We start from the raw sequence: 12,026 nt of genomic DNA, 5'->3' as shown, positions 1-12,026 counted from the left end.
ACGGTCGAAGACGTCGGCATCTGCTTGGGGCAGGCGATCAAAATTGCGCTCGGCGACAAGGCCGGCATCCGCCGTTACGGGCACTTCACGTTGCCGATGGAAGAGACGCTCGTCACCACGACCCTCGACCTGAGCGGGCGGTACTATCTGGTGTTCAACGCGCCGATCCCGGCCGCCAAGATCGGCGATTTCGACAGCGAACTGGTCGAAGACTTCTGGCAAGCCGTGGCGGCGAACGCGCTGATGAACCTGCACGTCGTCCTCCACCACGGCCGCAACAGCCACCACATCAGCGAGGGCATTTTCAAATGCGCCGCCCGCGCGCTGCGCATGGCCGTCGAACACGATTCGCGGATGCCCGGCGTACCGAGCACGAAGGGGACGTTGACGGGATAGTTTTCAGTGTTCAGTTTTCAGTGTTTGGAAAACGGAGCCCAACACTGAAAATGGAGCCTGAAGCGTCAGCGCCTGGAGCGCGCCGCCCACGATCCCGCACTTCCATTCACGTGAAGCTGATCGATGGGCTACCGCTTTGACTTTCTACGCCCAGATCACGAATACTACGCCGCCTGGAGCGAGTATCGCCGCCGGCGACGGATCAAATGGATCGCGCTGCTGTCGTTTTTTCCTGCGACAATCGTCGCGGCGCTATTGCTTGTGCCTTTGAGCCTTGTGCTGGAGTCGGATATTCCCGTGGCGACCGCAGGGCTGATCGTGGGGATCGTTGCCTTTGGCGCGGCCGTCGTCACTCACGGCCGACAAATGTATTGGCAGTGCCCCAAATGCCAGCGGCCATTTTTTCTCGAAATGATTTTCTACGCCCCGTTTGACGACGCCTGCCGGCACTGCAAATTGCCACTTTACGTACCGTGTGACCCCACAAAGCAAGAGTGGGAGCGGGCTTAGCTTTACCCATCGACCGCGATCTCGGTCGGCTCCAGAGGATGGGTGTTCGACACGCGGTCTTGCTTGGCTTGGGCGCGCTCGACACGGCGATTGCGCAAAACCGCCAGGCCGCCGCCCATGAAACCGAAGCCCATGGCACAGTTCATTGCCGCAATGGCATCGAGGGAGGTGATGGGATTGGGAACGTCATACGAGTACGTGGCATATCTCATGGTAGGTACATAAGGAGCGGCTACTGCCAGCGGCGCATCGGTAGCGCTGGGGAGAAAGGGATCGTCACTGGGACTCGGGATTTCAGACTCCTCCAAGGAATCCGCCGGCGCAGCTTCAGGCGCCGGCACTTGGTCGTAATACGTTGCGGGCAACGCCACGGCGTCCGCCGTATAGTTTGAGCGACTTGCCCAAAGCTCCTTGAACATTTCATGAGGCAAGACACCGCTTGGCGGCGACGTCCTTTCCGCTTGCCAGACGAACACCGTCGCCATCAAGTAGGTCGCCACGCAACCGACGACCGCGCGGGCAAAGGTCGCTTGAACCCAATTCCTCGGACTGACGGCCAGCATGATGACATAGGCCATGATCGCCAGCCAGCCGGCCATCACGGCATAGCGCCACATCGAAAGCGGCTGTTGAAAGCTGGCGATCAACAGTGCGACATAACCGGTCGCGGCCAGTAGGGCGAGAATGGAGAACTTCATGGGAAATCCTTTTCTGCGAGTTGAGCTGGCCGCATTCTCGCACTTGCGCTGCGCCGCGACAATCAATTCGCCGATTTCTAAGCCGTGATTTGCCCTTGTTCGCCCTTTGCCCGATCTGTACGATCCCCGCCGATTCTCAGGGGCCGTTGCGCGGATTACGTGCGTCGGGCCCGCTGAGGATGGCCGTGGGTCAAGGACGATGCGCGGATTCGCCGGCTGGAGCTTGTGGTTGCTCTCGCTAGTCGGTTGTGGACTAGCCGGGTCCGGCTGCGCGCAGAACGCTTACACGCTTCAATCCCAGGTCCAGGCCTTGCAGCAACAGCAACAAGTGCTGGCGCAGCAGAACCAGGAACTGCAAACCCGGGCCACCGCACTGGATAAAGATAACCAGGACGCCAAGGCGCTCCTGGCTCAGGAAAAACAGCAGGGACGCATCTTCCAGGACGAAGTGGCGGCGCTCCGCGAGCAACTGCGGACCACGGCTGCCCAACTTGCCGAGGCCGGAAAGGCCAAGGAGCAATCCGACGCCCGGGCGTTGATGGCTTCCTCCCGGCGACCGGTGGGGGCGTCGATCTCCGCCAACAGCAGCCTGTTGGGCGACTTGCCGAAGATCAGCATTCCCGGCGTCGAAATCCGCCAGGACGGCGACGTGGTGCGAATCGAGCTGCCGGCCGACCAGTTGTTCCACGACCGCAGCGCGACGTTGAAGCCTGGCAGCGAGCAACTGCTGGCCGACGTGGCGCAGCGGATCATGCAGACCTATCGGGATCAGATGATCGGAATCGAAGGACACACCGACAGCGATCCGGCGGTTCCCGGACTGGGACTAAGCAATGCCCAGCTGTCGAACACTCAGGCCATGGCCGTGCAAGCCTACCTGGTGACGCAAGCCCGGGTGCCGGAAACCCATCTCTTCGTCGCCGGTCACGGCGGCAACCACCCAGTGGTCTCCAACGCAACCCCGGCCGGCAAGCAGCGTAATCGCCGCGTCGAGCTGGTCGTCTATCCGGAAAAAGCGGCCCGCTAGGTTTGCCTGTAGCAAGTTTGGTTTGCTGGTCCACGAGCGGCCGGTCCGCTGCAGGGACCGTGCCCTTGCGACATGGCGCCCCGCACGTCTGGCGTGGCGAGTCTTTTTTTCGCGTTTTGCGCTCTCTCCGCGCGTATGCCTCGCTTGGAGGAGTAGAGGAGTTCGGACGACGGTGTTCGATCTCCCCAGCCTCTCCCGCGGTTCTGAACCGCCTTGTCCAACTGGAGCGACCCATGCAACGCCAAATCACTATCTTCGCGCTGTCGATTCTGACGTTACACCTTGGCACTTCCTCATCGGTTGCGGTCGATCTCACCGTGCGTCCAGTCGTTCGCCAACTGCAGCACCCGGATCTCACTCCGCTCGCACCCGGCACGATCACCGTGCAGAATGCCGAACAGCTGCGCGTGGCCGAGGGGACCGGGCCATTGTTGGTCACCTTGGACTACTACGTCAGCATCAGCCAGCTTGCCGGTGGGCCCGGGGAACTGGGCTTCGGCAATGTTGTCGTCAATCTGCAGGCGGAAGGCCTGTCGCTCGATCCGTTGATCGGCGGCTGGAGTCCCGACCTCACGCTCGTCGACACCAATGGCGAAGAGTTAGGAGGGCTGGAGGCCATCTGGTCGGACAACGCCGATTTCGGCGCTTCTGGAACGGACCTGCAGTCGATTATCGTCGGCCTGGCGCCGTCGGGCTTTGGCGACGTGGGCGTAGATCCGCGCCGTACGCTGGCCCAATTTGAGCCGGCACTGATGGGTTCGACTACGTTTCAATGGGATCCGAATGTAAGCTCCACGGCGAGCCTGAACGTCGATGTCAAAGCCTTCAGCGTCTACAATGTGAACTTACAACTTCGCGAGCGCGTCTTCGGAGGCAAGTTTGGCGGCTCGATGCTGTTAGACGTGGGCACAGGGCAAAACGGCGACACGGACGCCGACGGCGACGTGGATATCAGCGACCTGAACAATGTACGCAATCACTTCGACGAGGCGGGCGAAGGCGTTGTCGGTGATACCGCGCCCCTCGACGGTGTCGTTGATATCAATGACTTGAATCGGGTCCGCGATAACTTTGGCGAATCGCTGCTCGCGGCCGGAGGGTTAACCGCGGTCCCGGAACCAGCCACGGCTGGCCTGGCCGTGTGCGGGCTGATCGCCTTGGCCGGATATCGTCACCGCCGGCGGCACGCTTGATTCTTGAAAATGAAGGAGCGAAACTATGAGCGCCCTGGCAATCGTCCGCGGTATCGGTTCAAGGCTTGGCATGGGGTCGGCGATGACCAAACGGAATGGCGAGTCGTTCGATCACCTGGAGCGGTTTCGGCCGCTCCTGAGTTTGCTGGTGCGTACCAAGGTCGATCGCAAGCTCGTCGGTAAGGTGGACCTCTCGGGCGTCGTGCAGCAAACGCTGCTCGACGCCTTTCAGGCCGGCGACAAATTGCACAACCGCTCCGACCAGGAAGTGGCCGCCTGGTTGCGGAGGTCGCTGGCCAACAACCTGATTGACGAAGTTCGACGTCTGCACGCCTGGGGCCGCAATCCGGTGGCCGAAGTGTCGATCGAGGCGGCGCTGGGCGATTCCTCCGCACACTTCGATCACTTCCTGGCGCACAGCGACCTCTGTCCGTCGCAGCGTTGCCAGGAACTGGAGCAACACATGCGGCTGGCCGAGCAATTGATGCAACTTCCCGAGCCGCAACGCCGCGCGATCGAGCTCCACCGGCTGCAAAACTGGTCACTGGATCAGACTGCCGCGGAACTCGGCCGCACCAAGGCGGCCATCGCCGGCCTGTTGCGGCGCGGCATGCATCAACTCCGCGAGTTGATGCGACAATAGCCGCGGCGGACGCGCTTGGAAGCGTCGATGTTTCCGAGCGCGTCGCGACGCGGTAGACTCAACGTCGGACTTCCCACACGTTGAACTACCGCGTTGATCGCCGATGGAACCTGTCAAAGCTCCCGCCGCCGATCGCAGTCGCATGCGGCGCACTTTGTGGCGTTTTGCCGCCGTCATGGTCTACGGCGGGCTCGTAGCACTGGCGCTCATTCGCATCTGGGACGATTGGCAGGCCTGTTTCATGCTGGCGCTGGGCGCAACGGTCGGCCTCGTCGTGGAACGCCAATTGAACGGTCGCGGATACATCGGCTGCGCGATCGGCGGCGCGATCGGCGCGGCTCTCGGCGACGGCAATTTTTCGTTCAGTCTGCTGGACGAGCTGGCGCAAATGCATCGTGGCTGGTCAGCCGCCGCGGCCGGGGCCGTTGGCGCGCTGTTGGCGCTGCCCTATGCCTGGCTGTGGCGACGACTCGACCCCTTTTGGGAACGCGTCGTCGCGGAGAAGGCGCAGCGTGGATTGCAGCAAGGCTACGTCGATTCCGCACTGGCGCAGTACACCTTTGCGATCGAGCGGCAGCCCAATGAAGCCACGCACTACAACAATCGCGGCCTCGCCTTTCTGCGGCTTGGCCGCCATGCCGAGGCGCTCAGCGATTTTTCTGACGCCCTCCGCATCAATCCTCGGCTCGCGGCGGCGCTCTGTAATCGCGCGCTTAGTTTCATGCAGTTGGGCGAACTCGATCGCGCCATGGAGGACCTGCGCCAAGCCACCGAATTGGAACCGCAGAGCGGTGCCATGCACCTGCAGCGCGGCATCCTGCTGCTGCATCAGGGCCAGGATCGCCAGGCGATCGACGCCTTCACGCAGGCCCTTGCGCTCGATCCGGGACTGGCCCAGGCGTACTACGAACGCGCTGCGGCGTCAGGGCGGCTCAAGCAATTTGCGTCCGCGATCGAAGACCTAAATCGCGCCGTTTGGATTGCGCCGGATTACGCCGCCGCCTTCCATCTTCGCGGACAGACACATGCCCAACAACGAAACTACACCTCCGCGATCCAGGATTTCACTACGGCCATTCGCCTGGATCCCAAGCGCGCGGAGTATTACCGCAGCCGCGCCGCGGCCTACGAGGCGACCAGCTACTTCGTCGAATCCCGCGCCGATCTGGAGCGCGCCGAGCAACTGACGCCGCAAGTTTCCTAGCCGCTGGCCGAATAGACCAAGTCGAACTCGACACTAGCCCGCAGCGCCAGCGAGGGAGAGCTGAGGTCGCTGAGAGTTTGGGCCGGAAACTTTCAGCAACGTCCTTTCTCCCTCGCTGGCGCTACGGGCTAGTGTGGGGCTATACTTACTTGTTCGCACGCCTGCCACTGGGATAACAGTCTCTCCGCAATGACCGTCGCTTATCAGCATTGGGCCGCCGAGGTCCGTCGCCTGGCTCAGGCGGTCATGTCCCTTGCGCCGATCGCCGCAAGGCTCGGCGTGCCCCATCCCGCCGAGGAAGAGTGGCACGAACTCCTCGTGCGGAAGCTTCTGCCGGAGGCCCAGGCCGAGCCGCTCTTGATCGTCGCCGTCGTGGGCGGCACCAATATCGGCAAGTCGCTGCTGTTCAATCATCTGGCGGGCGAGAACGCCAGCGGGGTCAGCCGGCTGGCTGCGGGCACCAAGCATCCGGTCTGTCTCGCGCCGGCGGCTTGGGCGGATGAAGCGAAGCTCGCGCCGCGGTTTGAGGGTTTTCAACTCCGCGCCTGGACGGCGGCCGAAGATCCGCTCCAGGAAAGCGCCGAGCACTTGCTGTTTTGGCGCGCCGGCCAACATGTCCCACCGCGCTTGTTGTTGTTGGATACGCCCGATATCGATTCCGACGCGCAGGTGAATTGGCAGCGCGCCGACCACGTCCGCCAGGCCGCCGACGTGTTGATTGCGGTGCTCACGCAACAGAAATACAACGACGCGGCGGTGAAACAGTTCTTTCGCAAGGCCGCCGCCGCCGGCAAACAAGTGATCGTGGTGTTCAACCAATGCGATCTGTCGGCCGACGCGGACTATCTGCCGCTTTGGCTGAATACCTTCGCCAGCGAGACCGGCGCGCACCCGGAGTTGGTCTACGCCGTCCCGTATGATCGCCAAGGCGCCGAGCAACTCAACCTGGAGTTTCATCGGCTGACGAACTCCGGCCATCCGCTGCCGGACTCGGCGACTTCGTTGCGCGAAGAATTGGCGGCGCTACGCTTCGACGCGATCAAGATTCGCTCGTTTCGCGGCGCACTGGAATCCGTGCTGGACGCAGATCGTGGCGCGCCGGCGTACCTGGCCCGAATTCACCGCGCAAGCGATCGTTTCGTCGAGGCCGCTGCCGGCCTGGCGCACGAGGAAGTCGCGCGCTTCGACTGGCCTAATCTGCCGCCGCAACTGTTGGTCGAGGAAATCGGCCAGTGGTGGGAACCGCGCCGCCCGCGTTGGGTACAGGGCATTCATGGCTTCTATCGTGGCGTGGCGGGCGTGGTCACCGCACCGATCAAGGCCGGCTGGCGCGTGATGATGGGCCCGGGCGAAGACCCGCTCGCCGCCTTTCGCTCGCGCGAGCGCGACGCCATCGTGCGGGCCGTGGAGCGGTTTCTCGACGACCTGGAACGCCTCGGCGCCGTGGGCAACGAGATCCTCAAGCCGCGCATCGCACGCTTGCTCGGCGGGCACGCCCGCGCGGCGCTCCTGGCGCACGTGCAGGAAGCATATGACGCATTGCCGGCGATGGGACAGGACTATCGCGAATTCGTCGCCGGCGAGCTGAATCAATGGGCCGAGCAGAATCCATCGGCGCTGACGGTGATGCGCTCGTTGGACGGCGCTTCGGCGGTCGGCCGGCCGGCCATCACGGTGGCGCTCGTCTTAAGCGGCGTCGCCTGGACCGGCGCCGATCACGCGCTCGTGCAAGCGGCCGGCGGTGCGATCGCCGAATTGGTCAAAGACACGCTCATCACCACTACGGTCACCGGCGGCGGCGAAGCGATCGTCGCCGTCGCCGGCGAAAATGCGAAGCAAGCCGCCGCGCGACTCTTTGCGCGATTGCAATCTGGCTATGCCCGTTTGCGTGCTAGCTGGCTAGCGTCGCTCTTGGAGCAAGAGTTGCTCGGCGATCTTTTATCTGAACTCCGCCTCGGCGCCGGCATGACGCAAACCCCGGAGTATCGTGCAGTGCAGAAAGCAATTCACGAATTGGCTGGTTTGACGCACACTGGCCCCGACACCAGCCCGTAGCGGAAGCGAGGCGGAGAGGACGTTGGTGATCGTTTGACGTGAACGCCAAACGGTCCTTTCGCGTCCCTGAGATCTCTCGCGGATTCGAAACTACGGTTTGTTGGGCGTATTCGATTGGTCGATCATCAACGTCAACTCTCCCTCGCTTGCGCTACGGGCTAGTGTTGATTGACATCGGCGCTACATATTGTTTGAAGCTCGGCGTTTCGCTTTCCACCACGCTGCCGTCGTCCGTCACTTGGACGAACAGCGCCGCGGCGCCGGGGTACTTTTCCAATAAGCGCGTTCCGTCTTCAATGCCTAGCACGCTGATGGCCGTATCGAGACTATCGGCGGTCATGGCATCCGGCGCCACGATCGTCACGCCGAGCCGCGTGGTCAGGCCGAGTCCCGTGCGCGGGTCGACGATGTGGCTGAAGCGCTTGCCGGCCAGTTCGACGAACTGCATCGTGTCGCCGGCCGTCGTCGCCGCGGCGTTGGCGAGAGTGAGGACGCGGCTTGGCGGCGTGTCGTCCAATGGTGAGGCAATCGCCAGCGACCAGCCCGACTTGTCCGGCGGCGGATCGCCGGCCAGGACATCGCCGCTGCCGTCGAAGAGAAACGATTCAATGCCCTGCTCGCGCAGCACCTCACCGGCCTCGTCCAATGCATAGCCAACGGCAATGCCGCCGGGATCGAGCCGCATCCCAGGCCGCTCAAGAATCGCCGTTTTTTGCTCGGCGTCGAGTTTCAAGTGCTGGTACCCGACTTGCTCCCGGGCTTCGGCCAGGCGTTTTTCCGATGGAAACTGCTGGTCGCGTCGGGCGCGCCGCCAGAGTTTTACGTAGGGACCGACGGTGATATCGAACGCCCCGGACGATTGCCCCGAGAGCGCCTGGGAGGCCAGCAGCACCCGCCATAGGTCGTTGCCGACGGGAACGGCGCGACCCTCTCCGGCGGTCGCCGTGAGTCGCGAAAGTTCGCTGTCGGGCTTGTAGTCGCTGAGGGTTCGGTCCAGTTCGGCGATCCGCTCAAAAGCGGCCGTGGAGGCCCGGTTTGCGGCGGCTTCGTCGGGGGCGTACAATATCAGCGTAAACGGCATCCCCATATGGACCTGCGAAAACTCGTAGCGAGTCACGTCCGCCGTCGGGGAGGCCGCGAGCAATCCCGCCCCTACGATCCACATTCCCAGGCTGTTTCCCACGGTCTTGCGGTTCCTTGGTTGACGTCGTCGCAGGGAGCGCTGCGCCCGTGATAACTCGTATTTCGGAGCACCGAGCGTGAAGCGCACTTCGACCTCTCTTAGAGTACGCCGCTGGACGGTCGGCGGGCAATTGCTGGGCCTCGGAATCCTGCTCGCCATGTCGACGGCGGCCGTGGCGGAGACCGTGGAAGTCGCGAAGGACGCGCAGGGACGGCCGGTGCTCAAAGTCCCCAACGCCGACGCGGCGACGCCCGAAGAGATGAAGCCGTACACGGAGCCCATCACCGGCCGCGACGTGAAGTTCGACATGGTGCCGATTCCCGGCGGCACGTTCCTGATGGGCAGCCCCGACGATGAAGAAGGGCGCGGCGACGACGAAGGCCCGCAGCACGAAGTCGAAGTGGAGCCGTTCTGGATGGGCAAGTGCGAAGTCACCTGGGACGAGTTCGAGACGTTCAGCTTCTCGCTCGATATCCAGGGGCGGCAACTCGCCAAGCAAGAACCCAACGAATTGGAAAAAGTCGCCGACGTTCTGATGCGGCCGACCAAGCCGTACACCGATATGACCTTCGGCATGGGGCAACACGGCTTCCCCGTGATCTGCATGACGGAACTCGCAGCGAAGAAATACTGCGAATGGCTGACCGCTAAGACGGGCCGCTATTACCGGCTGCCCACCGAGGCGGAATGGGAATACGCCTGCCGCGCCGGCACGACCTCGCTGTACTCCTTCGGCGACGATCCGGAAGCACTGGGCGACTACGCCTGGTACTACGACAACAGCGACGAGGTCTACCAAAGAGTTGGCAAGAAAAAGCCGAATCCCTGGGGCCTGCACGACATGCACGGCAACGTCTCGGAATTCGTCCTCGATGGGCACGATCCGAAGAGCTACGAAAAATATGCCGACAGGTTGACCAAGAACCCGTACGATCCGCCGACAGCGCTGTACGGCCGCGTGGCGCGCGGCGGTTCGTGGAACGATGATCCGGAAAAGCTGCGCAGCGCCACGCGGATCGTCTCCGAGAAAGCGTGGAAGCAACAAGATCCCCAGTTGCCGCAAAGCATGTGGTACTACACCGACGCCACCTGGGTCGGCTTCCGCGTGATCCGCCCGTTCCGCGAACCGACCGACGAAGAGAAGAAGATGTATGGCGCGGACAAGCTGCAGCAGTACAAGGACAAATAGAGACGCCTTTGTTGTGGCACGGTCTCCCGACCGTGCCACGACCCCGACCGAAGGTCTCCCATGTCAGACAACACCAAGCCAGGAGTGACATGGTCGGGAGACCATGCCACAACCGCGCTGGAAAGTCAGGCTGGAAAGCCTGACCTACAAACTCATTGCTTTTCTCCCATTCTTTTGTCGCGAGGGATCCCACACATGAGCGAATCGAACTCCGGCGGCGCGGCTGCGCCAGAATCGCCACGCGATGCTTCGCGGCGCGGGTTTTTGAAGACATCGACCTTGGCCGCCGCGGGGGCGACGTTCGCCGGCACGCTGGGCATCGCGCGGAGCGCGCATGCGGCGGGAGATGACACGATTCGGATCGGCGTAATCGGTTGCGGCGGGCGCGGCAGCGGGGCCGCGAATCAGGCCCTGCAAACCAAGGGCGCAGTCAAACTGGTCGCCATCGGCGACGCTTTTCAAAACCGCATCGACATCTGCTTGAACGCCCTCAAGGCCGAGGTCTCCAGCGATCGCCTCGACGTCCCGAAGGAACGGCAGTTCGTCGGCTTCGACGCTTACCAGAAAGTGTTGGAGTGCGATATCGATCTCGTGATCCTGGCCACGCCGCCGGGCTTCCGCCCGATTCATTTCGAGGCGGCCGTGAACGCGGGCAAGCACATCTTCATGGAGAAGCCGGTCGCGGTCGATCCGACGGGTGTTCGCAAGGTTTTGGCGGCCGTGGAAATCGCCAAGCAGAAGAATCTTGGCGTCGGCGTCGGGCTGCAGCGTCATCATCAACCGCCGTACATCGAGACGATCAAGCGTCTGCAAGACGGCGCGATCGGCGATATCGTCGCGGCGCGCTGCTACTGGAACGACGCCGGCGTCTGGGTCAACCCGAAGCAGGAAGGGGAGACCGAGATGCACTACCAGATGCGGAACTGGTACTACTTCAACTGGCTCTGCGGCGATCACATCGTCGAGCAGCACATTCACAACCTCGACGTGATCAACTGGGTCAAAGCGGCCTATCCGGTCCGCGCGCAAGGCATGGGCGGACGTCAGGTGCGCGTCGCCGAAGAGTACGGCGAGATCTACGATCATCACGCCGTGGAATTCGAGTACGCCGACGGCTCCCGGATGTTCAGCTACTGCCGGCACATCCCCAACTGCTGGAGCAGCGTCTCGGAGCACGTCATCGGCACCAAGGGCACCGCGGACATTAGTGCCGCGCGGATTATGGCTGCCGGGCAAGAACCGTGGCGCTACCGTGGTCCCACGCCGAACGCCTACCAGGTGGAACACGACGACCTCTTCGCCAGCATCCGCGCCGGCTCGCCGCTGAATGAAGGACACAACGGCGCGATGAGCACGATGACGGCGATCCTCGGCCGCCTCGCGACTTACTCCGGCCAGATGCTGAACATGGATGAAGCGTTGGCTTCGGAAGTCAGCCTCGCCCCGGCGAAATACGACTTCGACGCCGCCCCGCCGACGCCAGCCGTCGCCGTGCCGGGCCAAACGAAGGTAGTCTGATCACCGCGGAAGCACGACGAACAACTCCAGCCGGGGGCCAAATGGCTCCCGGCTTTTTTGTTGCCCGCGAAACACGCGAAGGGACGCGAGAGTGGCCAAGGCGAGGGGGTTGCAGTTGTAGGGCGGGCCGCGCGAGCGTTCGACACAATAGCGTCGAAACGGTTGATGAAGCGAAACCGCTATTGATTGAATTACGAAAGGCCCGCCGCTGCACAGATGGCGGGCCTTACCGAACTCTGTCGCGACGAGAATTGTTTTGCGACGCGTTAAAGCATTAAACAGTCGATGCCACGCGCGGCCCGCCCTACCTTTGTCTTGGTTCACCGAGAACTGGAACGCGCCGTGGGTAGGGTTAGCGGGGTAAGGGTTGTGGACGATGGCTGCTTTGGGACTTCTCCGCGGTGGGTTTT

At 62.8% G+C, this 12,026-nt stretch carries 11 protein-coding genes; 9 read left to right on the top strand and 2 right to left on the bottom strand.

Annotated elements, in window-relative coordinates; genetic code table 11:
- The coding region (locus tag SGJ19_27980) for an imidazoleglycerol-phosphate dehydratase (GenBank protein MDZ4784105.1) at nt 1-396 on the top strand (396 nt) is incomplete at its 5' end.
- Nucleotides 397-519: 123 nt separating this feature from the next.
- A complete protein-coding gene (locus SGJ19_27975) occupies nt 520-906 on the top strand; it encodes a hypothetical protein (GenBank protein ID MDZ4784104.1) in 387 nt (128 codons plus the stop codon).
- A 2-nt stretch (nt 907-908) separates the two neighbouring features.
- Here SGJ19_27975 and SGJ19_27970 read toward each other — a convergent pair whose 3' ends face one another.
- Nucleotides 909-1,604 (bottom strand): hypothetical protein, encoded by a 696-nt coding sequence (locus SGJ19_27970; GenBank protein ID MDZ4784103.1) that lies wholly within the window; start codon nt 1,602-1,604, stop codon nt 909-911.
- Between the two features lie 199 nt (nt 1,605-1,803).
- Between SGJ19_27970 and SGJ19_27965 the strand changes: the two genes are divergently transcribed.
- The 5 genes from SGJ19_27965 (at nt 1,804) to SGJ19_27945 (ending at nt 7,726) form a co-directional block, all read left to right on the top strand.
- Nucleotides 1,804-2,631: an OmpA family protein gene (locus SGJ19_27965; GenBank protein MDZ4784102.1), complete on the top strand. Its 828-nt coding sequence runs from the start codon at nt 1,804-1,806 to the stop codon at nt 2,629-2,631.
- Between the two features lie 233 nt (nt 2,632-2,864).
- On the top strand, nt 2,865-3,824 hold the full coding sequence (locus SGJ19_27960) for a hypothetical protein (protein MDZ4784101.1): 960 nt from the start codon (nt 2,865-2,867) through the stop codon (nt 3,822-3,824).
- Between the two features lie 25 nt (nt 3,825-3,849).
- The gene (locus SGJ19_27955; GenBank protein ID MDZ4784100.1) at nt 3,850-4,467 is read left to right on the top strand and encodes a sigma-70 family RNA polymerase sigma factor; all 618 of its coding nucleotides are present in this window, start codon (nt 3,850-3,852) and stop codon (nt 4,465-4,467) included.
- Between the two features lie 103 nt (nt 4,468-4,570).
- Nucleotides 4,571-5,671 carry a tetratricopeptide repeat protein gene (locus SGJ19_27950; GenBank protein MDZ4784099.1) on the top strand — a complete coding sequence of 367 codons (1,101 nt, stop codon included), beginning with the start codon at nt 4,571-4,573 and terminating at the stop codon, nt 5,669-5,671.
- Nucleotides 5,672-5,860: 189 nt separating this feature from the next.
- Nucleotides 5,861-7,726 (top strand): GTPase domain-containing protein, encoded by a 1,866-nt coding sequence (locus tag SGJ19_27945; protein MDZ4784098.1) that lies wholly within the window; start codon nt 5,861-5,863, stop codon nt 7,724-7,726.
- A gap of 151 nt (nt 7,727-7,877) precedes the next feature.
- On the opposite strand, the gene SGJ19_27940 is transcribed toward SGJ19_27945, so the two are convergent.
- Nucleotides 7,878-8,909: an FAD:protein FMN transferase gene (locus SGJ19_27940; protein MDZ4784097.1), complete on the bottom strand. Its 1,032-nt coding sequence runs from the start codon at nt 8,907-8,909 to the stop codon at nt 7,878-7,880.
- A gap of 76 nt (nt 8,910-8,985) precedes the next feature.
- On the opposite strand from SGJ19_27940, the gene SGJ19_27935 reads away from it, so the two are divergent.
- Both SGJ19_27935 and SGJ19_27930 read left to right on the top strand, forming a co-directional pair.
- On the top strand, nt 8,986-10,098 hold the full coding sequence (locus SGJ19_27935) for a formylglycine-generating enzyme family protein (GenBank protein ID MDZ4784096.1): 1,113 nt from the start codon (nt 8,986-8,988) through the stop codon (nt 10,096-10,098).
- A 195-nt stretch (nt 10,099-10,293) separates the two neighbouring features.
- A complete protein-coding gene (locus tag SGJ19_27930; protein ID MDZ4784095.1) occupies nt 10,294-11,616 on the top strand; it encodes a Gfo/Idh/MocA family oxidoreductase in 1,323 nt (440 codons plus the stop codon).
- Nucleotides 11,617-12,026: the final 410 nt, after the last annotated feature.

This window comes from Planctomycetia bacterium, assembly GCA_034440135.1.
Classification (GTDB): Bacteria; Planctomycetota; Planctomycetia; order Pirellulales; family JALHLM01; genus JALHLM01.
This window is presented reverse-complemented; position numbering and strand designations above follow the sequence as displayed.

Bases quoted from the DNA above. Each gene is read 5' to 3' on its own strand.
- SGJ19_27975 (MDZ4784104.1), top strand. From the start codon at position 520: ATGGGCTACCGCTTTGACTTTCTACGCCCAGATCACGAATACTACGCC.
- SGJ19_27970 (MDZ4784103.1), bottom strand. From the start codon at position 1,604: ATGAAGTTCTCCATTCTCGCCCTACTGGCCGCGACCGGTTATGTCGCA.
- SGJ19_27965 (MDZ4784102.1), top strand. From the start codon at position 1,804: ATGCGCGGATTCGCCGGCTGGAGCTTGTGGTTGCTCTCGCTAGTCGGT.
- SGJ19_27960 (MDZ4784101.1), top strand. From the start codon at position 2,865: ATGCAACGCCAAATCACTATCTTCGCGCTGTCGATTCTGACGTTACAC.
- SGJ19_27955 (MDZ4784100.1), top strand. From the start codon at position 3,850: ATGAGCGCCCTGGCAATCGTCCGCGGTATCGGTTCAAGGCTTGGCATG.
- SGJ19_27950 (MDZ4784099.1), top strand. From the start codon at position 4,571: ATGGAACCTGTCAAAGCTCCCGCCGCCGATCGCAGTCGCATGCGGCGC.
- SGJ19_27945 (MDZ4784098.1), top strand. From the start codon at position 5,861: ATGACCGTCGCTTATCAGCATTGGGCCGCCGAGGTCCGTCGCCTGGCT.
- SGJ19_27930 (MDZ4784095.1), top strand. From the start codon at position 10,294: ATGAGCGAATCGAACTCCGGCGGCGCGGCTGCGCCAGAATCGCCACGC.